General features: G+C 69.5%; 25 protein-coding genes, 1 tRNA gene and 2 pseudogenes. 9 read left to right on the forward strand and 19 right to left on the reverse strand.

What is annotated here, in order from left to right; all coding sequences use genetic code 11:
• Positions 1-114 precede the first annotated feature (114 nt).
• From ACF09C_RS22610 to ACF09C_RS22625, 4 genes and pseudogenes are all read right to left on the reverse strand, one after another.
• A pseudogene (locus tag ACF09C_RS22610) lies at positions 115-519 on the reverse strand (SAM-dependent methyltransferase); the annotation flags it as partial.
• 103 nt (positions 520-622) lie between these two features.
• Complete coding sequence (locus tag ACF09C_RS22615) at positions 623-1,456, reverse strand: protein kinase (protein ID WP_392093707.1); 834 nt, start codon at positions 1,454-1,456, stop codon at positions 623-625.
• A gap of 83 nt (positions 1,457-1,539) precedes the next feature.
• A complete protein-coding gene (locus tag ACF09C_RS22620; RefSeq protein ID WP_392093709.1) occupies positions 1,540-1,983 on the reverse strand; it encodes a hypothetical protein in 444 nt (147 codons plus the stop codon).
• A 664-nt stretch (positions 1,984-2,647) separates the two neighbouring features.
• The gene (locus ACF09C_RS22625; protein ID WP_392093711.1) at positions 2,648-2,833 is read right to left on the reverse strand and encodes a hypothetical protein; all 186 of its coding nucleotides are present in this window, start codon (positions 2,831-2,833) and stop codon (positions 2,648-2,650) included.
• A 147-nt stretch (positions 2,834-2,980) separates the two neighbouring features.
• Between ACF09C_RS22625 and ACF09C_RS22630 the strand changes: the two genes are divergently transcribed.
• A complete protein-coding gene (locus ACF09C_RS22630; protein WP_392093713.1) occupies positions 2,981-4,327 on the forward strand; it encodes a tetratricopeptide repeat protein in 1,347 nt (448 codons plus the stop codon).
• Between the two features lie 638 nt (positions 4,328-4,965).
• Positions 4,966-5,142, forward strand: a complete 177-nt coding sequence (locus tag ACF09C_RS22635) for a hypothetical protein (RefSeq protein WP_392093715.1) — start codon at positions 4,966-4,968, stop codon at positions 5,140-5,142.
• Here ACF09C_RS22635 and ACF09C_RS22640 read toward each other — a convergent pair.
• On the reverse strand, positions 5,139-5,486 hold the full coding sequence (locus ACF09C_RS22640; protein WP_392093717.1) for an HNH endonuclease: 348 nt from the start codon (positions 5,484-5,486) through the stop codon (positions 5,139-5,141). The two genes, ACF09C_RS22635 and ACF09C_RS22640, sit on opposite strands and share 4 nt — an antisense overlap.
• Positions 5,487-5,562: 76 nt before the next feature.
• On the opposite strand from ACF09C_RS22640, the gene ACF09C_RS22645 reads away from it, so the two are divergent.
• Complete coding sequence (locus ACF09C_RS22645) at positions 5,563-5,823, forward strand: carbohydrate-binding module family 14 protein (protein WP_392093719.1); 261 nt, start codon at positions 5,563-5,565, stop codon at positions 5,821-5,823.
• Between the two features lie 18 nt (positions 5,824-5,841).
• Here the strand turns inward: ACF09C_RS22645 and ACF09C_RS22650 are convergent.
• From ACF09C_RS22650 to ACF09C_RS22670, 5 genes and pseudogenes are all read right to left on the reverse strand, one after another.
• Positions 5,842-5,915: transfer RNA gene (locus tag ACF09C_RS22650), tRNA-Leu, on the reverse strand.
• Positions 5,916-6,747: 832 nt separating this feature from the next.
• Positions 6,748-7,245: a hypothetical protein gene (locus ACF09C_RS22655; RefSeq protein ID WP_392093720.1), complete on the reverse strand. Its 498-nt coding sequence runs from the start codon at positions 7,243-7,245 to the stop codon at positions 6,748-6,750.
• A 2-nt stretch (positions 7,246-7,247) separates the two neighbouring features.
• Positions 7,248-7,427 (reverse strand): hypothetical protein, encoded by a 180-nt coding sequence (locus ACF09C_RS22660; protein WP_392093722.1) that lies wholly within the window; start codon positions 7,425-7,427, stop codon positions 7,248-7,250.
• A gap of 555 nt (positions 7,428-7,982) precedes the next feature.
• A complete protein-coding gene (locus ACF09C_RS22665; RefSeq protein WP_392094335.1) occupies positions 7,983-9,167 on the reverse strand; it encodes a recombinase zinc beta ribbon domain-containing protein in 1,185 nt (394 codons plus the stop codon).
• A pseudogene (locus tag ACF09C_RS22670) lies at positions 9,141-9,987 on the reverse strand (methyltransferase domain-containing protein); the annotation flags it as partial. The gene ACF09C_RS22665 and the pseudogene ACF09C_RS22670, both read right to left, overlap by 27 nt.
• Before the next feature lie 94 nt (positions 9,988-10,081).
• Here ACF09C_RS22670 and ACF09C_RS22675 point away from each other — a divergent pair.
• Positions 10,082-10,711 carry a CGNR zinc finger domain-containing protein gene (locus ACF09C_RS22675; protein WP_392093723.1) on the forward strand — a complete coding sequence of 210 codons (630 nt, stop codon included), beginning with the start codon at positions 10,082-10,084 and terminating at the stop codon, positions 10,709-10,711.
• Here the strand turns inward: ACF09C_RS22675 and sodX are convergent.
• On the reverse strand, positions 10,615-11,049 hold the full coding sequence (sodX, locus tag ACF09C_RS22680) for a nickel-type superoxide dismutase maturation protease (RefSeq protein WP_392093724.1): 435 nt from the start codon (positions 11,047-11,049) through the stop codon (positions 10,615-10,617). The two genes, ACF09C_RS22675 and sodX, sit on opposite strands and share 97 nt — an antisense overlap.
• Positions 11,050-11,243: 194 nt before the next feature.
• Here sodX and sodN point away from each other — a divergent pair, with 194 nt between their 5' ends.
• Complete coding sequence (gene sodN, locus ACF09C_RS22685; protein ID WP_362427407.1) at positions 11,244-11,639, forward strand: superoxide dismutase, Ni; 396 nt, start codon at positions 11,244-11,246, stop codon at positions 11,637-11,639.
• A gap of 230 nt (positions 11,640-11,869) precedes the next feature.
• On the forward strand, positions 11,870-12,346 hold the full coding sequence (locus ACF09C_RS22690; RefSeq protein ID WP_392093726.1) for an Imm21 family immunity protein: 477 nt from the start codon (positions 11,870-11,872) through the stop codon (positions 12,344-12,346).
• On the opposite strand, the gene ACF09C_RS22695 is transcribed toward ACF09C_RS22690, so the two are convergent.
• From ACF09C_RS22695 to ACF09C_RS22710, 4 genes are all read right to left on the reverse strand, one after another.
• Positions 12,347-12,898, reverse strand: coding sequence for a GNAT family N-acetyltransferase (locus ACF09C_RS22695; RefSeq protein ID WP_392093728.1), 552 nt, complete (start codon positions 12,896-12,898; stop codon positions 12,347-12,349).
• A gap of 82 nt (positions 12,899-12,980) precedes the next feature.
• Positions 12,981-13,475 (reverse strand): GNAT family N-acetyltransferase, encoded by a 495-nt coding sequence (locus ACF09C_RS22700; RefSeq protein WP_392093730.1) that lies wholly within the window; start codon positions 13,473-13,475, stop codon positions 12,981-12,983.
• Entirely contained in the window at positions 13,472-14,158 is a 687-nt protein-coding gene (locus ACF09C_RS22705) for a hypothetical protein (RefSeq protein ID WP_392093732.1), read from the reverse strand. Before ACF09C_RS22705 ends, ACF09C_RS22700 begins: the two co-directional genes overlap by 4 nt.
• Positions 14,155-15,111: a LysR family transcriptional regulator gene (locus ACF09C_RS22710; protein ID WP_392093733.1), complete on the reverse strand. Its 957-nt coding sequence runs from the start codon at positions 15,109-15,111 to the stop codon at positions 14,155-14,157. Before ACF09C_RS22710 ends, ACF09C_RS22705 begins: the two co-directional genes overlap by 4 nt.
• A 200-nt stretch (positions 15,112-15,311) precedes the next feature.
• Between ACF09C_RS22710 and snpA the strand changes: the two genes are divergently transcribed.
• Together snpA and ACF09C_RS22720 are read left to right on the forward strand one after the other, a co-directional pair.
• Positions 15,312-15,971, forward strand: a complete 660-nt coding sequence (gene snpA, locus ACF09C_RS22715; protein ID WP_362427478.1) for a snapalysin — start codon at positions 15,312-15,314, stop codon at positions 15,969-15,971.
• Positions 15,972-16,171: 200 nt separating this feature from the next.
• Complete coding sequence (locus ACF09C_RS22720; RefSeq protein WP_392093735.1) at positions 16,172-16,633, forward strand: group II truncated hemoglobin; 462 nt, start codon at positions 16,172-16,174, stop codon at positions 16,631-16,633.
• Positions 16,634-16,677: 44 nt separating this feature from the next.
• Here ACF09C_RS22720 and ACF09C_RS22725 read toward each other — a convergent pair whose 3' ends face one another.
• Both ACF09C_RS22725 and ACF09C_RS22730 read right to left on the reverse strand, forming a co-directional pair.
• Positions 16,678-17,097 carry a DUF6304 family protein gene (locus tag ACF09C_RS22725; RefSeq protein WP_392093737.1) on the reverse strand — a complete coding sequence of 140 codons (420 nt, stop codon included), beginning with the start codon at positions 17,095-17,097 and terminating at the stop codon, positions 16,678-16,680.
• Positions 17,098-17,518: 421 nt separating this feature from the next.
• Positions 17,519-18,100, reverse strand: a complete 582-nt coding sequence (locus ACF09C_RS22730) for a dihydrofolate reductase family protein (protein WP_392093739.1) — start codon at positions 18,098-18,100, stop codon at positions 17,519-17,521.
• Positions 18,101-18,229: 129 nt separating this feature from the next.
• Here ACF09C_RS22730 and ACF09C_RS22735 point away from each other — a divergent pair, with 129 nt between their 5' ends.
• The gene (locus ACF09C_RS22735; RefSeq protein ID WP_392093740.1) at positions 18,230-18,805 is read left to right on the forward strand and encodes a TetR/AcrR family transcriptional regulator; all 576 of its coding nucleotides are present in this window, start codon (positions 18,230-18,232) and stop codon (positions 18,803-18,805) included.
• A 70-nt stretch (positions 18,806-18,875) separates the two neighbouring features.
• On the opposite strand, the gene ACF09C_RS22740 is transcribed toward ACF09C_RS22735, so the two are convergent.
• Positions 18,876-19,919 (reverse strand): family 2 encapsulin nanocompartment cargo protein polyprenyl transferase, encoded by a 1,044-nt coding sequence (locus ACF09C_RS22740; protein WP_392094336.1) that lies wholly within the window; start codon positions 19,917-19,919, stop codon positions 18,876-18,878.
• 108 nt (positions 19,920-20,027) lie between these two features.
• Complete coding sequence (locus ACF09C_RS22745) at positions 20,028-21,443, reverse strand: family 2B encapsulin nanocompartment shell protein (RefSeq protein ID WP_392093742.1); 1,416 nt, start codon at positions 21,441-21,443, stop codon at positions 20,028-20,030.
• Positions 21,444-21,617 lie beyond the last annotated feature (174 nt).

A 21,617-nucleotide genomic window follows, 5' to 3' on the forward strand; every position in this document is an offset into this window, starting at 1 on the left:
CAACACGACCGCACCAAGGCATTCCTCTCCAAGGTGCTGTAAACCCCCGCACCACGCAGGAAGGGGCGGTACGGAGAAAACTCCGTACCGCCCCTTCCTGGCGTGCACACCCTCCTACTTGAGGGCGAGCAGCAAGGTGTCGGAGGGCGAGGCCCAGACGGCGCGGGCCTCGTCGAAGCCCGCGGCGCGGAGGATCTCGGCGTGCCGGCGCGCGGAGGGCATGTCGCCGTCGGCGTGCTCGCCGTAGATCTCGAAGCGGCGGGCGGTCGGCTCGGCGAGGACCGGGTCCTCGGCGGCCACAGCCCACCAGGCGGCCCAGTCGAGCGCGCCGGCGTCCTTGGCGCGGTCCATGACGGCGTGCCGGTGGGCGCGCTCGGCGGCGTTGATACGGGGTGTGGTCTCGTCGATCATGTGGTCGGCGTTCATGAAGACGCCGCCGTCCCGGACGAGACCGGCGAGCTGCCCGTAGAGCGCGGTGAGCGGCTCGGTGTGGAGCCAGTGCAGCGCCGTGGCGGTCAGGAACACCCTCTAAACACACACTCTAGCCAGAGGGTGCGTCCGGGCACAGGGAAACCCCGCCCATGCGGCTCAGGGAGACCGCTTGGACGGGGCGTAGAGGGCCTTACAACGCGTTGCTGAGGGTGTCGCACACCTCTGTGCTGGTGGGCCGGTCAGCAGGCGAACGGCTGAGCATGTGAGGGATGAGCGACCCCAGCACGCCCGGGACGTTCACCGGTCTGTGCGGGCCCGTCACGATGGCTTGCCGCTGGACTTCGCGGGACGCGTCGTCCGGATAGTCGACGTGACGCCATCCGGTCGCGCTGATGAAGAGAGCCGCCCCGAGCGCGTACACATCAGCTTCCCGCGTCGGTGTCGCCATGCCGGTTCCCAGAACGCTCGCCGAGATCTCCGGTGCTTCGTAGTGGACGAGACACCCTCGGTAGGGGAAGTCACAGCCGCGGGGAACCCTGCCGCCCTGCGCGAGAGCGAGATCGATCAGGAACGTTCCGCCCGTCCGCCCGATGATGAAGTGCGCCGGCTGGACATCGCCGTGCACCCATCCCTTCTCGTGCAGGGCAGCGAGGGCAACGGCGCAGGACAGTGCCTCACCAAGATTCGGCGCGGGTGAGTCCGCTCCGACGCGGTGCGGCTCCCACAGGTCGTAGAGACTGTCACCCCGCCGCCACGGTTGAGCACTCCACGTGCCGCGCTCCCATTCCCCGCTCAAGACCCGCTCGTGAGTGAGCTGCCGAAGAATCGCCGCTTCGCGCGCGGGTGCAAGGGCGGTCCACGCGTGAGTCTTGGTGGGGTAGCCCACCTTCACGGCGTAAGGGCCGTGCTCCGTCGTGACCTCCCAGACGGTGGACCCGCGCCGGTTCAGAATCAGCCGCTTGTCACCAGGGTTCAGCAGCAGTAGCGCACCCTCGGGCGGCTCGTACGGCCCTTCGGGACCCATATGTGTTCACCTCCATGGCGGAGCCGACCCCCGAAGGTCCGGGAGTCGGCTTCGCTCACGTCAAGGTCGGAGAGTACCGACGGTCAGACGGCCCGGTAGTCGCGTCCGCAGTCCGAGTCGCACTGCGCGGCGTTCTCGCCGTTCACGGTCCACAGGTCGTCCATGACCATGAACCCGTTGGCCTTGACAGCGTGGGCCGTCGCCTGGACCTCCTCCAGGACCCGACCCCCACCGCCGGGGCGCGGGTTGTGCTCCAGGAAGCGGCCCGCGTGCTTACGGCAGAACTCGCGGTAGTCGGCGGTGTGCAGGATGAACGCGTGAAGCGCTCCGTCCACGTCATCGCTCGGGACCATCTTGACCGTGGCCGTGCCGACCGTGGCGAGGAACGCGAGCGCCTGATCCGTGGCGCGCTCGGCCTTCGCCTGGTCGTAGCCGAAGTGGATCACGGTGAACTCGGCGACGCTGTCGAACAGCTCCGGGTCGACCAGCGCACGGCCGGTACGAAGGTCATTGGCGGTAGCCGTCATGGCTGTTTCCTCCTGTTGGGTGTGGAGTACTGCACTTGCAACCCGCCCGTCCTTGCCGTCTCTCGACGGACGGGAGTGGTGCCCGCTCCCCTCCCGGACGGATGACGGGGGAGCCTCCGTTGTGAGTTCACGGGAGGAGAGCGGAGTTCATTTCGCGCTGCGGGTCGGCACCTAAGCGGCGAGCCCCGCGCAGCGCGTTCGGTGGAGCTTCGCGAGGGCGGCAAGCTGTCGCCGTTCCCGTTCGTCGGCCGGTCGTACGCGGGTCCAAAGAGCGGCCCACTCGTAGCCCGTAGGCCGCACGAGGCGAACGACTCCCCCCCGGGTTGAAGCCGGCGACGATCCCGACCATGTCGTGCGAGGACTCATAGACCTTGAGCCCGACGAAATGACCGGTGTTGCCATGCGGTCGAGGCCTGTGGTTCACCACGCCCGGGGTTCGTACTCCCGGCTGCGCCGGTTCGCCTCGGCCACGCGCTCCGTAAGCGCGTCCGACTGCCGCGCCGGGGTCATCTCTTCCGGGTCGGCTTCCCATTCCCTACCCCCATTCAGCGGGCGAAGCTGGTAGCGCGGGCCCACGTGGCCCATTACGCGCCCCACGCGGCCCGTTCTCGTGTCGTGGACGATTTCTCCCGGCTCCCACACCCGCGGGTGTTCACGCGGGCTCTCAGGAGGGTTCACGGCGCCCCCTCCGCTCCAGTCCGTCACGCAGCCGGAGCAACACGGGCCGCGTCGGTGGCGCGTAGCCGCTACGGGGCACCCACTCCGGCGCGAGTCGCCAGAACCCGCCCGCCTGTATCAGGGCGGCCAACTCGTCCACGTCTTCGGTCTCGCGGGCGGGCTTGTGATCCATGTCCGGGGTCCTTCGCTGTGGCGTCGTCCCTTGCGGTGATCTCTGCTCGCACTAGGCAACCGCGTGACTACGCCCGGCGGTACCGTTGCAACAGGGGCAGGACTTAAGAGCTTTAAGCGGCTTTAAAGCACGGGGAGTTGAGGACCGGTGGGCAATCCGGAACCGAACGCGGGGCTTGAGCGGCTGTACCGGGAAACCGGGTGGACGCTGCGGCAGTTCGCGCAGGAGATCAACCGCTTGGGGACCGAGCGCGGTAGGCCCCTGCGATACCGAGAACCCTCGGTGCACCAGTGGCTCAAGGGCCACGTACCGAAGGAGGACGTGCGACCGCTGATCCTGGAAGCCCTTGCCCGCCGGCTACAGCGCCCGGTGACCCGCAGCGAGGCAGGGTTCCCCACGGCTCCCACCGATCAACGGCCCGGCCACCCCAGTACGGTGGAGGGGTTGTTAGACCTGGGGAGGCAAGACATGGACCCGTCCCGCCGCAGCATCCTCGGTGTCGGCCTCTTCTCCGTCGCGTTGACCATCCCGAATTGGCCCGACGTCGTCGGCAGGATGGAAGCCGTCCAGAAGGGCGACGTTCAGCGGATAGGGATGGCTGACGTTCAGACCGTTGCCGCGATGACCGAGCGCATCTCGGAACTGGACGACCAGTTCGGTGGCCGCACCGCCCGACCTATGGCCGCCGCCTTCCTGGTGAATACGGCAACCCCCTACTTGCGGATGGAAGCTCCGGAATCTGTCCGTAAAGCCATGATGGGGGCGGTCTCGGATCTCTGTTACCTCACGGGCTACATGGCGGTTGACGAAGGACTGCACGGCCTAGCACAGAGGTATTACCTCAAGGCACTTGAACTTGCCGGAGCATCGGAGGATCACCTGACCTTCTGCACCACCCTGCGAGGGATGAGCGTTCAGGCAGTCGACTTGGGGCACGGCGCGGAAGCAATGCGCCTCGCGGACGCGGCGGCAGCAGCCTCGCCGCAGGCGGGCCCGCGAATGCGCGCGTTTCTCGTGGGGCAGCAAGCCCATGCGGCAGCGCAGACGGGAGCCCGCGCCAAGGCACAGCGCTACCTTCGGGAAGCCGAAGTGGCCATGGAGAAAGCCGAGTCACAGTCGAAGGCTTTCGGCTCATACGACCCGTCATCGCTCCTGTACCACACGAGCCAGGTCCGATACGAGCTCGGCGACGTCGCCGGATCGATTGAGGCTATGGAACAGTCAGACCGCCTCCGCCAGAGCGTCTATCGCCGCGCAAGGGTCCGGCATCGCTGCGTCCTCGCCGAGAGGCAGCTAGAGCTAGGGCACCTTGAAGCCGCGTGCCAAACCTGGACTCTCGCTTTGGACGACTACCCCAGCCTCCAGTCCGGGCGAGCCGATGAGCGAATTCGAACGATGCACAGCCGGATTCGACCGTTCATGAAGAATCACGCAGCCCGAGAGCTTTTCGAGCGGGCTCGCCCTGTAACCCCAGCGCGACTACTGGTCGGATAAACAGAAATAGCCCGCACTCGCGACACCAGTCAGGTGCAGCGAGTGCGGGAAAGTTCACCGGTGGAAGTAATTCACCTCCACCGAAACGCTCAAATGAGCCATGCGAGTTTTTTGCCTCCCTGCCGTGCAGTCGCGGGAGGGGAGGGGGGTCACCCCCTGGTCAGTACGGCGGACGCTCCGCCTCACGCTGAGAGCGACGCTCGGCAGCGAATCCACCGGGCTGGTGCTTCGCGGTCTCTCGCGAGTGGCACGACGTGCACAGCGGACGAAGCCGCGACCACGCATCCGGATCGGACACACCACGAGACAGCAGCGCGCGACGCGACTCCGGGAAGTGGTCAGCCACCGTCGCCGGCTTCGTGCACAGCACGCACCACGGGTGGGCGTAGAGGTAGCGGCGCCGGATGTTCGGCCACCGTCGCCCGTAGGCGCTCGTCCCCGGTGTCTCCCGTTGTGAGTTCGCTTCACGCTCGTGTGCGGCACAGCGCCCGCCACGGGCAGTCAGTTCGGGGCACCCGGGTACCGAGCAAGGGGGGCGGGGTCTTCGGGGCAACTAATACTCCAAATGTTGCATTCGAGGTGCTGCAAGAATCCGAGATGACTAGAATGGGAACACTCCATCCCTACAGGAGGAAGTAATGGGACAGAAGGAAAGCGACTCCGAATCCAGCAGATCAACATTCCAGCCGGGGGTGAACCAGTTCTCCGATTGGACTGCGGATGAACGCGACGACATTCTTTCTTCCAAACCCCGTAAGGCTGTGATTGGAGATGAAGTCGAAGAGTCGGACGGCGCGGAAGAGAAGTCGCCTTAGATTCCTGGGGCAGCGCGCCCGAACTCCGTGCTCGTCTTGAGCTGGTGGCACCCCCGGCAGAGCACTTGAACGTTGCCGTCCGTGTCGGTCCCTCCCATCGAGAGGGGCCGCACGTGGTCCACGTCCACGTCCGCCGCGGGGAAGTCGTCTAGGCACCAGTCGCACCACGCCGAGCCCCGTCCGTCGATACGGCTCCGAAGTCGTGCAGCAGCGTCGTTCCGGGCCGCTCGTCGTCGGCTCCGTGCTCGTCGTGTGCGGACGGTCGGGCGGCTCTCGTACGCCCCGTGGTGGGTCTTGCAGCGGCCCCGATGTGTCGCCGGCTCCGTGCAGTCGATACAGCGCATGGCGCCCCCTTGTCGTCGGCCTGGTCGTAAGAGCGGACGGGCCGTTTCCCCAGTCCACTCGGATCGTTCTCAGAGCATGAAGAAGATCGTTACTGCCGCTGCCCTTGTGCTCGCGGCTGTCGCTTTCGGCGCCCCGGTTCCCGCACAGGCTGCCGACTTCAAATGCCCGACCCCAAGCGGGCTTTTCCCGAACCCCGAGAACCCGCGCGGCTTCTATCACTGCTCCAACGGGTACGCCTACGCGAAGGAATGTCCGGCAAACCTGCACTTCAACCCGACTCTTCTCGTGTGCGACTGGCCCGAACACGCTGGCGCAGTCACGCCCGAGGACGACTAGAAATCTTCCGGCAGTCGGTGCCCGCCCCCGGACTCGAACCGGGAACACCGCGGGTCTAGGCCGCGTGCCTCTGCCGATTGGGCTAGGCGGGCTGGTGGTGCTGCGTGCCCACCCCGGGACTCGAACCCGGAACTCTGCGGCCGATATCCCCGAGCCGGGGCCGGTACCGCGCACCTCTGCTCTGTTGGGTCAGGTGGGCTTGGTCGTCCTCGCCGGCGCGGCCGGTCCGGGTGTACCGGCAGGGACCACGAAACCAGCGCCGCGAAAGATCGTTAGTGGAGCGTGAAGATCATGACGCGTGCCCTTGCGGCCGCCACCATCGTTGTTGCCTTCTCCGCTTCCACGCCTGCGCTTGCCGCAGACCCGTTCCCCACGCCCTCGGACCTCGGGTCCGCGACACACATGCCGCTCCCCACCTCTACCGTCCCCCTCTTCGACACGTGGAATCACCGGCCGACGTGCCAGCAGCACTACATGGGGCACAACATGCCGATGCCCACGTCGACGGTGCCGATCCCGGTCTGCAAGCCGTAGTAGCCACGCTGGCGGGGCCGGTCCGGACACGGTGGGGGACCGCACGCGCTTACGACCCCTTTCGGCGACTCGCGGACGAGCCGGTTACTCATGGGCGGTGCAGTCCCCCGCGCTCTGCCACACGACCCCTGCGCTACGCGGGGGTCGTTCCCTTCGTCGGGATTGTCGGTGGATCGATGGGTGAGCCGTCCGACAGACGTGGTGTGACGTCCACGATCACGACGCCTCCAGGGTTCGCAGGATCGTGCATTGCCTGAACGCCGCGCGGCATCACGGTTCCTCCTTCCGGCACCGGGCCCGTGTCGGACCAGAGTGGCCGTCCCTGCGCATCACGAGGGAAGTACGGGTAGTCCCCGTCCGGGCCGGGGTCCAGCGCGTCAACAGCCATCGTCACTCCCGTTCCGCAACGAAAGCTTCGCGCTGCGCGTCCAGATCCTCTGAGAACCTGGCCCCCAGCGCTGCCGCCTGACTCTCTACGGCCCGCTGGATCTCATCCAAAATTGCAGCGTCATACCAACGCTGCTCAGGCACCGTTACGACCTCCCCTAGCGCTGTCTGGGCGCGCTGCGCCTCGGTGAGGACGTGCCCACGCTTGTAGCGGGCAGACCGGTACTCGACGTACGCCGCGAACCACGGTTCCGCGGAAAGAGCCTTCACGAACCGCGCGTGGGCGTCATCGCCGGAGTGTGCGGCTTCGTCTGCGCGGTCGCGCCATGTGGCGACGACGTTGCGGTTGTACGTTGCCTCTCGCTCGGTCCGGCGCACCGCTTCCACTTCCCGCGCAGCGGCCAACTGAGCCTGCGCGTCAGCAAGCGGGCCGGACAGCTTCTCCGCCTGTGCGCGCAGCTTCGCCACCCGCTCGGCAGCCTTCTCGATCTCGTCAGCCATGTTCACTTACCCCCGTCGGTCACATCGCGGCCGTGCTCGGCGGCCACCTTCTTGTCCTGTTCGTAGTAGCCGAGACTCATCCGCACGGTCGGGTTCAGACGGTCGAACGTCTCGGGGTTCGACACCTTGAGGGCGGCCAGTTCCTCCATCCGCTCGTCCCACTTCCATGCATCCGCCTGCATCTTCCCTTTATTCCTCGGCCCGTCCAGAAATCCCGCTCCACTCAAAATGGCGCCCATGGGATACCTCTCCTGTTCTCTATCGCCGTCGGCCCTACTGCCGTCGAACCGGCGTGCTTGGCGGTGCTAATCAGTTATAGGGAGCAGAGGATTCCCGCAGCCCCCTTCGGCATACAGGAGCCACCACGCGCCTTCTCTGTGCAGTAAGGAGCAACGAATTCTCGGCATCCGCCGTACGGCGTGCTCGGTAGCTCCGTGCGGTTCCTCACTGTGTTGTGGGGACCAGAGGTTTCCCGCGCCGTCTGTCCGCCGCGAGCCGTGCCACTCGGGCCCGTTCCGGACGTAGTAGGGACGGACAGATTCCCGCGCCCCATGACGGGATGGCGTTTCGACGGACGGTTTGGTTTTCTCCTTATTTTTTCTTGTGCATACGAAAAAACAGTCTGAACCGTCATACCGTCATGGCTCCGCCCGCTGGTCGGCCCCGCTGCGGGCACAGCAAAGCCCCGGCGGTCCGTGAGGGACTACCGGGGCTTCGTCAGGTGGGAACGACAGAGATCAGAGGGCTTCCGGAGCGTCCTCCAGCTCGGCCAACGTTGCCGCCTCCACGTGGTCTCGCGCCGCGCTCTGCTCTGCCGCCCTCTGCTCCGGGTCGAGTCCGGTCACACGCACCCGGTGTTTGGTGCCACGCGGGTGCAGCGTCACCCGTACGTCGTACTCGTTCAGGATCTCCCTGCGGGCGACATCGTCCGGGGCGGTCTTCCAGTCGTCAGCGATGGTCCGCCCCAGGGGCATCCGCCGCATTCCCGCCGGCCGCTCGGGGAGCCGCTTGAGAGCTTCGATCTCCCGCGTCATCCGGGCGTACTCGGTGCGGTACCACTCCGTGTCGCTCTCCGACTCGTACAGACCCGCCTGACGGTCTCCACGGAGCCGCGTACGGTCCGCTTCGATCTCGGCGATTCGAGCGGCGTAGCCGGTGCCCGGGTCGAACTCCTTACGCATCACCTGGTGCTCCCCGTACTCGGCCAGGAACCACGTCGACACGTGCTCGTCCAGCATGGGGACAGACATGGTGGGGGCGGGCTTGCAGCCGACGGACGACGGAATGCCGCGTGTGCGCGCCGTGCAGCCATACGAAGGGTTCTGCCCCGTCCGGGCCACCATGTAGAGCCGTTGGCCGCACCCGCCGCAGAACGCGATCCCCGAGAGCAGACGTACCCCCTTCGGCGCGCGGGTCCCGGTCCACTTCGGAGCGGTTTTCTTGATCAGCGCGTCACGGGTGGCGTGGTCCCACAGCGGATCGGCGATGCGCACCGCGTGCCCGTCCGGGCCGATCACGGGGCGCTCGTCGTGCATGAGGTAGCCCAAAGACGCTTCGCTGGTAAGCATCCGCTTGAGAGCCTTGGCGTTCCACAGGGTGCCCTTGGGCTTGCGTCCGTACATCACGGCGCGGTGGTCGGCAGGCGACAGCACACCCGCACGGTTCAGACGCGCGGCTTCCGTGTGGACGGTCACCGTTCCGGTCTCGTCGGCGAGGATGCGTTCCGCGACGTCGCGGAGGATGAGAGAGGCCACGGGGTCAAGCTCCACCCGGTCGACGTTGCCCGTCGGGATGAGCCGTACGAACTGGTACCCGTACCGGTTCTTCTGCTTCGGCTGTCCGGCGCTGCGCGCCCGCTTCGTCTCGTCCCGGTTGCGCTTCTGGATCGCGCGTAGCTCCATCTGCGCGCCGAAGGACTCCATGGAGAGCCGCATCTCGTCGGCCGGGTCTTCCAGGTTCCACGGCCCGTCGTGGCCGTAGGTGATCAACAGGCGGCCCGACTCGTGGACCATGTACGCCGTGTTCAGTACATCCCGCTGGTTTCGGCCGATCCGGTCGACCGCAGAGCCGGCGATGCCGTCGTACGGTCCCATCTCGTCACGGAGCCACGGCCCCAGCTTTGGACGGGTCACAGGGTCGGTCGCACCCGACACCTCCCAGTCGTCCGCCCACGCGATGACGTGCCCGCCGACAGCCTCCACGGCGCTGAGCACCTGGCCGAGCTGCTTTTCCGGGCTGTTGGTCGAGTCGGACTTGCGGGAGAGGCGACGAACCCCCACCAGGCACTTACCGCACCCGTCGTACTCCGTCGTGATCATGCGATCCATACTGCGCGAACTCCGCTTCCGCACGCATGTGCGTTTTGCGGGCGCTCCCGGTGAGCACGGCGTCGTACGAGTCGTGCGGCAGGCCGTCGACCCAGCGCGGGTCCTTGAGATCGGCGGTGACGAAGGAGACCCGCTCGTCGCCGTCGAAGTACCCCCGCGCGATGGCGAGCAGGGCGGGATCGAGGTCGACGCCGACGCTGGTCGCCTCCGGGAACCTCTTGAGGAGCCGATCCGTGATACTCCCAGTACCGCACGCCAGGTCGAGGACGCGGGGCTCCGGCCCCACGGCGGCCTCGACCATGTCGAGCATGACGCGGAACCGCTCCTCGCGGTCCGGCATGTACCACTCCTGCTGACGGTCCCAGCTCTCCTGCCAGGCCGCCCAGTCGGTTCCGGTCACAGCAGCGTCCGTCATGACACCCCTCCACCCCATCCGTAATACCCTCGAAGGGGTAACGTCCATTACCCCTTCCGCACCCGACCCTAGCCCTCCGCCGTAAGGACTACAAGTGGAACTGGCCTATTACTCGGACTACGCCGTGCGTCTGGTCAACACCGAGGAGCCGGCCCGCAACAAGGACTCCCTGACGTCGGTCGAGGCGGTCCGGGAGCTCTTCGGCGAGGCCTCGCAGATGGCCCGGCGGGCGACGGACACCGACGTGACGCGCTTCCGTTCGGTACGCACCCGGCTGCGGGCGGTCTTCACCGCGGCGGACGAGGGCGACCACACGCAGGCGGTGGACCTGCTGAACTCACTGCTCCTGGAGTTCCCCGTCAGCCCGCAGATCTCGGGCCACGACTACCTGGACGACGAGGGGCATCCGCGCTGGCACATGCATCTCGCCGACCACCCCTCGAACGCGACGGCGGGATACGCCGCGATCGCCGCGATGGGCCTCGCCTTCCACCTCACGGAGTTCGGCGCCGACCGGCTCGGGCTCTGCCAGGCGCCGCCCTGCCGCAACGCCTACCTCGACACCTCGACCAACCGCTCCCGCCGCTACTGCTCGGACCGCTGCGCGACCCGCGCCAACGTGGCCGCCTACCGGGCCCGCAAGCGGCTGGAGGCCGAGCGGCCCGACACGACGGGCCTGACGGCCGAGAACAGCCAGGAGAGCAGCGCACCGGCCGACCGCTGACGCCCGGGCGTGACGGGCCGGTACCGCGCTCGCACCCGCCCGAGCACCAGCTCGGGCGGCACGGCCCCGAAGACCCGGCTGTCCCCCTCGGCGTCCGGGTTGTCCCCGAGCACCCACCAGCCGCCGCCCCGCCGCTCGATCAGCCGCTTGACGATGAGCAGGTCCTGCTGGAGCGGATGCCGCATCACGGCGACGTCCCCCGCCCGCAGCCGCCCTCCGTAGTGCACGAGCAGCTGATCGCCGTGGAGCAGCGTGGGCACCATGGAAATCCCCGTCACCTCGGCGATCCCGAACAAAGGCCGCGCTCCGGACCCCGGCTCCCGCCCCGCGCCACTCATGCGCCGCCTCTGTTCCGCTCGCCCACCGGCCCACTCATCCCGTCCATACGCCCACGCGCGCACTCGTTCACTCGTACGCGAGTCCCATGGTGCCCCTGGACTTTTGTCCTAAGCCCCTGGGGGCGCTCGCGAAAACCGCCTTCTCGGGGAGTAATCTCCCACCTGAGAAGACGATCACGAGGAAGGACAGCTGCATGCTCTCCCGCCTGTTTGCCCCCAAGGTGAAGGTCAGCGCCCACTGCGACCTCCCCTGCGGTGTCTACGACCCGGCCCAGGCCCGCATCGAGGCCGAGTCGGTCAAGGCCGTCCAGGAGAAGTACCAGGCCAACGAGGACGCCCACTTCCGCGCGCGTGCCACTGTCATCAAGGAACAGCGCGCGGAGCTCGCCAAGCACCACATCTCGGTGCTGTGGAGCGACTACTTCAAGCCCCCGCACTTCGAGAAGTTCCCGGAGCTGCACACGCTCATCAACGACACCCTGAAGGCCCTCTCGGCCGCGAAGGCGTCGACGGACCCGAAGACGGGCGAGAAGGCGCTGGAGCTCATCGCCGAGGTCGACCGCATCTTCTGGGAGACGAAGAAGGCCTGACCTTCCCGTTCCCTCAGCTCCACCCGAAGGGCCCGCCCGGCAACCCCGGCCGGGCCCTTCGGCGTGCGGTACCGAGCACGGACGCCACGCGGCGTTGTCAGTGCCCGGCGGCACACTGACGTCATGACATCCTCGCCGTCCGTCGCAGCCGGGCCGTCCCCCGCGCCCTTCGCGTGGGTAGCCTCCCTGGGCGGCCCCCTGGTTGTCGTTCCCGTCTCCGCGCTCGGCGCGTGGCGCGGGTGCACGGAGGGCGGGAGGGTCGTGGGGGCGGGGCCGAGCCGGACGACTACGACAGGGCCTGCGCGGTGGACGACCTGGCCGGAGTGGTCGCGGTCGGTGGGGGCGGGGCGCAGGCGCTGGTGTTGGGGGACGAGCCGGCCACCACGTGCTTCCTGCCCGAGCACCTGGCCTTCCTGCGCCGGCTCGCCGCCGAGTCCGAGACGGGGCTCAGGGCCGCGGCGGAAGCCGTCCTCGCTGATCCCCGAACCGCGTGGGAGGAGTGCGGGGTGTGGGTCACGGACGGCCCCGCCGTGCTCATGGACTCCGCCGAGGCGGGCGCCGAGCTGGACGTGGAGCAGCCGGAAGGGATGCCGGAGCAGGCTGCGGTCTCGCTGCCTCCCGGCCGGTGGAGGGTCCGTGCCGTCCATACCGAGGCCGATGAGGAGAACTGGGTCGGACTGGTCCGGCTGGTGGCCGTCGAGGAGTGATCAGGAGGTGCCGGTGCCCGCGAGGCGGCGTTCCCAGAAGACCTCGTCTCGCCAGGTGCCTTCGGCGTAGAAATGCTCGTGGGCGATGCCCCAGGTGGTGAAGCCGTGTTTGCGGAGGATCGCCTGGGAGGCGAGGTTGTCCAGTTGGGTGTGGGCCTCCAGGCGGTGCAGGTTCAGCTCGTCCTCGGCGATCCGCAGGGTGAGGCCCACGGCGCGGCTCGTGTGGCCGAGGCCCTGGTGGGTCGAGGAGACCCAGTAGCCGAGAAAGCCCTTCTGGAACGGGTCGCGCAGGATCGAGCTGATCGTGATCCGGCCGATCACGGTCTCGCCGGACAGCACGACGCCGGGCCACACGAGCCCCAGGTCGTAGGAGGTCAGCAGGGTTTCGATGGTGGCGGCCTGGCCGTCGGGCGTGTAGAACTCCGCGGGCTTCGCGGGCATCCAGCGCGCGTACGCCTGTCTGTCCTGCGCGAGCAGGTCGGCGAGCGGGGCGGCGTCGGAGGGGTCGATCACGCGAATCGACGTGGGGTTCGCGGGAGTTGAGCTGGTCATGGCAGGTCACCGTAGCGGTTCCGCGCCCGCGCCCCGGGCCTTGGCTGCCTCAGCCGGTGCGCGCGGGCGGTTCGACCGCAGGTTATTCCTCCACCGCGAGGGAGTAGCGCAGCTTCTGCTTCGACGTGGCACCCAGGCGGTCGTAGAAGCGGATCGCGCCCTCGTTCCACGTGGGCGTCTGCCACTGGATCTCCGTCAGGCCCAGGGCCCGGGCCTCCTCGCGAAGGGCCGCGATGAAGAGGGGGCCCAGGCCGAGCCCTCGTTCCGTCGCCGAGAGGTAGAGGCAGTCCATGTGCAGGTACTCGGCGCCGTCCCAGGTGGAGAGCTCCGGGGCGCACGTGGCGTAACCGACCAGGCGGCCGTCCGGGAGCTCGGCCACCAGGCAGCGCAGTCGGGGGCGCTGCGGCGCGTCGAAGAGAAGGGCCTCCAGGCGGGCCGCGAGCCCCGGTGCCGGGGGCGCCGCCTTCTCGTACGCCGCGTGTTCGGCGGCCAGTTCGGCCACGCGGTCCAGGTCTTCCCGGCGCGCGTGCCGGACGCGGGCTGCCGGGCGCGCCGTACGCGGCTCCTTCGCGCTCATCTCACGTCCCCCTCGACGACGTCCGCCGCCCACGCCGCGACGCGCTCCGCGCTAGGGCCTGTCCGGCGGATCAGGGCCGGATAGGACGCGGCGTCTGGTGCGGTGCATCGCAAGGCGCCGGAGCGTCTCGATAGCGGAGCTATCGGGGCGTTTCGGCAACGCGGCGAGGCGCCGTGCCAGGCGTCGCGGCCCCGGTCATGATCCGCCGGACAGGCCCTCGTCCCCGAGCCGTCCAGGACCTGCCGCACGAACGCCTCCCGCTCGTGCGCGAGCACCGCCGCCTCCCAGACGCACGGCGCGAGGCCCGCCCGCCCCGGACGCAGCTCCTCCGGGCGTCCCGCCGGGCCCGTCCAGATCGCCAGCTCGGACATGTGACCCTCGATCCAGCTGTGGACCAGGACGTAGTCCCCGTCGCCGCCGGCGTGCAGGATCAGCACCGCGAGGCCCAGCGCGCCCGAGCGCCGCCCCAGCGCCAGTTGGTCCGCCGCGATCCTCAGGGCCGGCGCGAGCTCGGCCTCGCCGACCGTGCGGCCGGGGGCCTCGATCGCGTACACCTTCACGAGCTGCCCGCCGGCCTCCCGCGCGCCCCAGGCCCGCGCGGTCCGGGCGTGATGCCCCTCCGCCAGCGCCAGCAGCGCCTTCTCGTCCACGAGTGCCGCGCCGCCGTCCGTACGATCCGTCATACCGTCATCATGCCCGCCCCCACCGACATCCCGTTCCGGCCGAGCCACTGCCCGTACGGCGCCGCCCGCAGCGCCGCCTCCCAGTAGGCCGCCGCCAGCTCGTCGTACAGCGGGTCGAGCGCGGTCCCCTCGCGCGCGTAGAGCAACAGCCGTACCGCCAAGGGGTCGTCCCGTAAGGGGCGGATCGCCAGATCTTCCCGCGGCAACGATGTCGGCTGGCACGGCGCGACCGCCTCGCCGGAGACGATCAGGGACGCCGCCGTGTGGTAGTCGCCGTGCAGCAGCGGCGGGTCGATGCCGGCCTCGTGCAGGACGCGGCGCAGCCCGTCCCACTCGCCGTCCACCGTCGGGTCGACCATCCAGCGGTCCTCGGCGAGGTCGGTCAGCGCCACCACCGGGTACCGCGCCGCCGGGTGGTCGGGGGCCAGCGAGACGAACTGCGGCTCCCGTTCCACCAGGACCCGCTCCTGGAGCCCCTCCGGCACCCGCAGCGGGCACCCCTCGACCTCGTGGACGAAGGCCACGTCCAGCTGGCCCGCCGCGACCGACCGCACCAGCGCGTTGGCGGAGACGTCCATGTGAAGCGCGATGTCCGTCCCGGGCAGCCCCTGACGCAGCCGCCGCAGCCAGCCCGCCAGGGCCCTGCTCGCGGTCGAACCGACCCGCAGCCGGGGCCCGTCGGTCCGTGCCGCCTCGGCCCTGGTCTCGGTGATCAGCAACGCCATCTGGTCCACCAGCGGGCGGGCCCGGCTGAGCACCGAGCGGCCGAGCGGTGTGGGCCGGCAGCCGGTGCGGCCGCGCGAGAACAGCTCCGCCCCCAGCGCGTTCTCGATCCGGCGCAGCTGTGTCGTCAACGAGGGCTGGCTCATGCCCAGTTGCCGCGCCGCCTTGTGCAGACTGCCCGTCTCCGCGATGGCGCAGAGCGCGCGCAGATGCCTCACCTCCAGCTCCATGCCCCGAGAGTAGGACGGCACAGGGGGCCGCACCAGACACCCAAGTCGCAGCAATTCGCTTTGATTCCAAGGAAGTTCAGACAGACTGAACGAGTCCGCACGAGCGCGGGTGATGCGTTCGTGCTATCGCCTGCTGCCATCATCCGTACGCGCCCCGGCTCCCCCGACACTCTCTCCAACCGACCCAGGAGGAGCCCCCCATGCGACACCCCAAGGTCCTCACCGCCTCCCTCGCCGCCACCCTCGGCCTCGGCCTGGCCGCCGCGCTCGGCGCCGCGCCGGTGGCCGTGGCGGCGGCCCCCGCCGCCCCGTCCTCGGCGACCGCCGGGTACGCGGCCTACGCCGGATCCGCCGAGGACGCCAAGGCGACCAAGGCCTTCCACGAGGCCGTCATGAAGTCCGTGGCACAGAAGCGGGCCGCCAACCCCGGCGCCGCCGCCGTCACCGTCGTCTACAGCGCCGCGAACGCCCCGAGCTTCCGCACCCAGATCGCCCGGAGCACCCAGATATGGAACAGCTCGGTCGTCAACGTGCGGCTGGTGGAGGGCAGCAACCCGGACTTCCGCTACTACGAGGGCAATGACTCGCGCGGCTCGTACGCCAGCACCGACGGCCACGGCCGCGGCTACATCTTCCTCGACTACCGGCAGAACCAGCAGTACAACTCCACCCGCGTCACCGCCCATGAGACCGGGCATGTCCTCGGCCTCCCCGACCACTACTCCGGCCCGTGCAGCGAGCTGATGTCCGGCGGCGGCCCGGGCACCTCCTGTCAGAACGCCCAGCCCAACTCCCAGGAGCGGGCGCGGGTCGACCAGCTGTGGCGCAACGGCCTCACCTCGGCCGTCAAGGCGTTCTGATCCCACTCCCCATCCCCTCCCCCACCCGGCGGGGCGGGCGGCCACCGCGGCCGTCCGCCCCGCCGCGCGTGTCGGGCGTGTCGCGACCGGCCGCGCGTGCCGAGGGCGAACATCCTTGGATCCAGGCCGTGTTGAGTGGATGCTGTGCGGACCGACCCCGAGCGGACAGATCCCGCACGGACCGAACCCGGAGGCGTCCCGTGACCGCCGAGCGTCGCACGAACACCCTGTATGAGGCGGTGGGTGGCGCCGACGCGCTGCGCCGGCTCTCCGACACCTTCTACGAGGCGGTCCTCGCCGACCCCCTCCTCGCGCCGGTCTTCGTCGACTTCACCCCCGCCCATGTCGAGCATGTCGCCGTCTGGCTGGCGGAGGTGTTCGCCGGGCCCGCCGAGTTCACGGCGGAACTGGGCGGGCATCAGGCCCTGCTCCGGGCTCACCTCGGGCTCGGCATCACCGAGGAGCAGCGGCTGCGCTGGATGGAGCTGATGACGGCGGCGGTGGAGAAGGAGCTGCCGGACGACGCCCTGTTGCGCCGCCGGGTGGTGGAGTACTTCGACTGGGGTACGCGGATCGCCAAGGACGTCTCGGCCTCGGCACCGGGCACGGATCTCGGCGATCCGGGCCCCACTCCGCGCTGGGGCTGGGACGGCCTGGCCTGACCGTGTTCGCCGCACCGCTGCCGGACAGGCGCGCGGAGGGCCCCTCAGGCGGTCTGAAGCAGGCGGCGGCCGAACGTCGCGCCGGCCGGGAGCTGGCGCCGCACCCGGTCGAGCGCGTCCTCGAAGTCGCCGCCGGCGATGCCCGATTCGTAGGCCGTCCCGCCGTAGTGCAGGGTCAGGCTCAGGTCCGCCCGCTCGCCGAGCGTCAGCAGGCAGCTGAGGGTGGCCTGCTGGCCGACGCCGTCCATGACGACGGGAAGCGGCAGGTCCCATTCCAGTACGCACCCGGTGAGGGCCTCGCCGCCCTTCTCCGCCGCGCTCAACGCGGCGAAGGTCGCGCCCGTGTACGCGACACCCCTGATGCGGGCGGACACCTGCTGTCCGTCCACCGTGATCGCGATCGCTTCCGCGCCGCTGCGGTCCCGGTACCAGCCGGTCCAGACTTCCGTCGACTCCGATGACATGCGCCGGACTGTAGCGGGCGGAACGGCTCCTTCGCGCGACCCGGTCACCCTGTGGCCGGACTTCTCCCGATCTCACCGTTCTTGCCGGTCACGTGCGTGGTAGCGGCTTCCGTCACGCGCCCGTGGCAGGTTCCGCGCCGCTCGCCGGTCCGCCCCCGGGCGCGCCTTCCGCGCCGCCCTCGGGACCGGGCGCCGGGGCGGCCCGTCGGTCCGCGCCCTCATGGCCTTCGTGCCGCGCGCATCGCGCGTTCCGGCACGGCTGCACTTCCCACTCCGGCACCCAGGCTCCCATGACCTTGTGCCGCTTCGCGACGATACCGACGGGGTCGCCGCAGGCCGGACACGTGGGCGTGGCCTGCGGGTCCCGTAGCGTGCGCGGGGTCTCGCTGCCCATACCCCTCAGGGTAGGGCGCGCCACCCGTCACCGCTTCCTGGTGTACGTCCGGACGAGCACACCGTTGTCGAAGGTGCGCACCTCGCCGAGCTCGAAGTCGCGGGGCTCGAAGCCGGCGCCGAACATCGGCATGCCGGAGCCGTAGACCTGCGGGTACGTCTTGATGACCAGCTCGTCGATCTCCTCGATGAGCGCGCCGGCGATCTGGGAGCCGCCGCAGACCCAGATCCCGAGCGGGCTGTCCTCGGCCTTCAGTTCCCGCACCCGGCCGACCAGGTCGTCGGCGATCAGCTCGACGTTCGGGTCGGGCGACTCGGCGAGCGAGCGGGTCGCGACGATCTCGCGCAGGTGGCCGTAGGGGCTGGTGAGACCGACGTCCAGGGCGAGCCTGTACGAGTTCAGGCCCTGGATGACGGTGTCGAACCGCTTGTTCTCGGCGTCGACCCCGAGGGCCTCACGCCCCTGCGCGGAGATGGTCTCCGGGTACTCGCCCGTCAGGTACTCCAGGAACGGCGCGTCCACGAACTGGTACATGGACGTGGCGTCTCCGTCGGGGTCACCGATGAAGCCGTCGATGGAGCAGGCGATGAAGTAGGTGAGCTTGCGCAAACCGGTCCTTTTCTTCTTCACGACGTGAGCTGCGGTCGCAACCACGACAGTTATAGTGCTTCACCTGTAGTGGTTATGCAAGAGCTATCTTCCGAAGAGATCAGACGAGAAGTGGAATCAGGAGGTCCGGTGGCCAGGAACCAAGAACGCCGTACGGCCCTGCTCGACGCGGCGATCGAGGTACTCGGGGACGAGGGCGCCCGTGGGCTCACCTTCCGGGCGGTCGACGCCAGGGCAGGCGTCCCCACGGGCACCTCGTCCAACTACTTCTCCGACCGGGACCAGCTGCTCTCCCAGGTCGCGGACCGCATCTTCGTCCGGATGACCCCGGAGCCGGACTCCCTCGTCGCGGCCTTCCGGCCGAAGCCCAGCCGGCCGCTGGTCCTGGAGCTGATGCGCTGGCTGGCCCGCCGGATGGCCGCCGAACGCACCTGCTATCTGGGGCTCTTCGAGCTCCGGCTCGAGGCGACGCGCCGCCCGGAGCTGCGCACGCAGCTCACCAAGGTGCTGCGCTCCGACCTGGACTTCAACATCCGTACGCACATCGAGTCCGGCATGCCGGGCGACGCGGACACGGTCCGGCTGCTCTACTTCGCCCTCACCGGGCTGCTCTTCGACCACTTCACGGTCCCCGGCCTCCACAGCGACCACGAACTGGACGAGCTCATCGAGACCGTGGTCAACCGGATCGTGCCGGAGGCCTGAAGCACGGCTGCGGCGACCGTCACCGGGTCCAGCCTGTCACCTCGTCCGACCTGCCACCGCCTCCGGCCGGTCACCGGGTCCGGCGCGTGACGAACTCGGCCAGGGCGAGCAGGTCGCCCGCGGCGGCCAGATCCGGCACCGCCCGGGAGAGCTGCTGTACCGCGCGCCCCATCAGGTCGGCCGCCTGGGCCTGCGCCCAGTCCCGGCCTCCGGCCCGCTCGACCGCGTCCGCCGCCGCCCGTACCCCGGCGGCGTCGAGTTCCGTACGGGTGTACAGCTCGGCCAGCTCCTCGCCCGCCGCCGTGCCCGAGGCGAGCGCCGCGACCACCGGCAGCGACTTCTTGTGCGCGACGAGATCCGCGCCCGCCGGCTTGCCGGTGCTCTCCGGGTCGCCCCAGATGCCGATCAGGTCGTCGATCAGCTGGAAGGCGAGCCCGGCCTCCCGGCCGAAGGCGTCCATCGCCGCGACCTCCTCCTCACCCGCGCCCGCGTACAGGGCGCCGAGGGCGCAGGCGCAGCCGAGCAGGGCGCCGGTCTTGGCGGTGGCCATGGCGAGGCACTCGTCCAGGCTCACCTCACGGGCGCCGCGATGCTCGAAGGCGCAGTCCGCCTGCTGGCCGGCGCAGAGCTCGATCACGCAGGCGGCGAGCCGCGCCGAGGCGGCCGCGGAGGCCGGGTGGCCGTCCTCGGCGAGCAGCCGTAACGCCAGGGCGAGCATGGCGTCGCCCGCGATCAGCGCGTCGGGGATGCCGAACACCGTCCAGGCCGTGGGCCGGTGCCGTCGGGTCGGGTCCTCGTCCACGATGTCGTCGTGCAGCAGCGAGAAGTTGTGCGCGAGTTCCACCGCTGCGGCGGCCCGCACGGCGGGCGCCGGGTCACCGCCGAGCGCGCGGGTGGCGGCGAGCACGAGCGCGGGCCGGATCGCCTTGCCCGTCTGCGCGGCGGCCGGGGAGCCGTCGGCCTGCTCCCAGCCGAAGTGGTACATCGCGACGCGCCGTATCGAACCCGGCAACGACTCGATGGTCGAACGCAGTTGAGGATCGACGACGTTCCTCGTCTGGTCGAGGAGCGCCACGGCGCCCTGGGAGCCACCCACGGCGTCCGCCCGGGTCATGGTCACACTTCCCCCTCTACGTTGAGTCCGTGGGTCGCTTGGCGTGTGGGGTCGTGGCGGAGGGCCGGTCGGCACGGACCCCCCGCCACGGTCACCGGGGCCGGCGCGTCAACGCCAGCGGCTGACCTCCACGTTCTCCAGGACTCCGAGCGCGTCGGGGACGAGGACCGCGGCCGAGTAGTAGGCCGTGACCAGGTAGGAGATGATCGCCTGCTCGTCGATGCCCATGAAGCGCACCGAGAGGCTGGGCTCGATCTCGTCCGGGAGGCCCGTCTGGTGCAGACCGATCACGCCCTGGTCGGCCTCGCCGGTACGCATGCAGATGATGGACGTGGTCCGGGCGTCGGAGACCGGGATCTTGTTGCTCGGGAAGATCGGGACGCCGCGCCAGGTCGGGATCCGGTTGCCGTTGATCTCGATGGACTCGGGGACCAGGCCCCGCCGGTTGCACTCGCGGCCGAAGGCGGCGATCGCGCGCGGGTGGGCGAGGAACATCTTGGAGCCCCGGCGCCGGGAGAGGAGCTCGTCCATGTCGTCGGGGCTGGGCACGCCGTCGTGCGGCTGGAGGCGCTGCCCGTAGTCGCAGTTGGAGAGCAGGCCGAACTCGCGGTTGTTGATCAGCTCGTGCTCCTGGCGCTCGCGCAACGCCTCGACCGTGAGCCGCAACTGCTGCTCGGTCTGGTTCATCGGCTGGTTGTAGAGGTCGGCGACGCGGCTGTGGACCTTCAGGACCGTCTGGGCGACCGACAGTTCGTACTCGCGCGGCGAGGCGTCGTAGTCCACGTACGTGTGCGGAACGACCGCCTCGCCGACGTGACCGGCGGAGAGGTCGATCGCGGCCTCGCCGAACTGGTTGCTGCGCTGAGCGGGCAGCGCGGCGACGCTCGCGAGGTGGTCGGCGAGCGAGGTGGCCCGCTCGGCCAGGTTGCGCACGTCATCGCGGGTCAGTTCGAGGACGGTGCAGGCGGTGGCCGCGCGGGCGGTCCACTCCCAGGTGGCGTCCGCGTGGGTCAGCGCGCTGTCGCCGAAGTGCGCGCCGTCGGCGAGGACCCCGAGGACCGCCTCGTCGCCGTACGGCCCCTCGCCGATCTGCTCGACCTTGCCGTGCGCCAGGAGGTGGACGCGGTCGGTGGGTTCGCCGGCGGCGGCGATGATCTCTCCGGGCGCGTACTCGCGCTGACGGCACCGGGAGGCGAGTTCGGTGAGCGCCTCCTCGTCCTCGTATCCGCGCAGCGCCGGGAGTTCACCGAGCTCGGCGGGGATGACCGCGACGCGCTCTCCGGTCTGGACGAAGGTGACGCGACCGTCTCCCACGGAGTAGCTGAGCCTCCGGTTCACCCGGTAGGTACCGCCCTGGACCTGTACCCACGGCAGCATCCGCAGCAGCCACCGGGAGGTGATCTCCTGCATCTGCGGCGCCGACTTGGTGGTGGTCGCCAGGTTCCGTGCGGCGGCGGTGCCGAGACTCTGCTGCGGCGTCGCCTGATCCGCGCGTACCTCGTCGCCAACCGAACCAACGGACATGGAACTCCCTCTCGATGTGAATGACCTGCGAGAGGAAGCCTTTCAGCACGGAGCGTGCGCGCGCCATTACACAAATGAGTGGGAGTGATCGGCTTACGACTGGGCATGTCACTCGATTCCACTCGAACAGCCCAGCCCCGCACGCCTCGTGACCCGGTGTCCGGATCGGCTCGC

Source organism: Streptomyces sp. NPDC014870 (genome assembly GCF_043081505.1).
Taxonomy (GTDB): domain Bacteria; phylum Actinomycetota; class Actinomycetes; order Streptomycetales; family Streptomycetaceae; genus Streptomyces.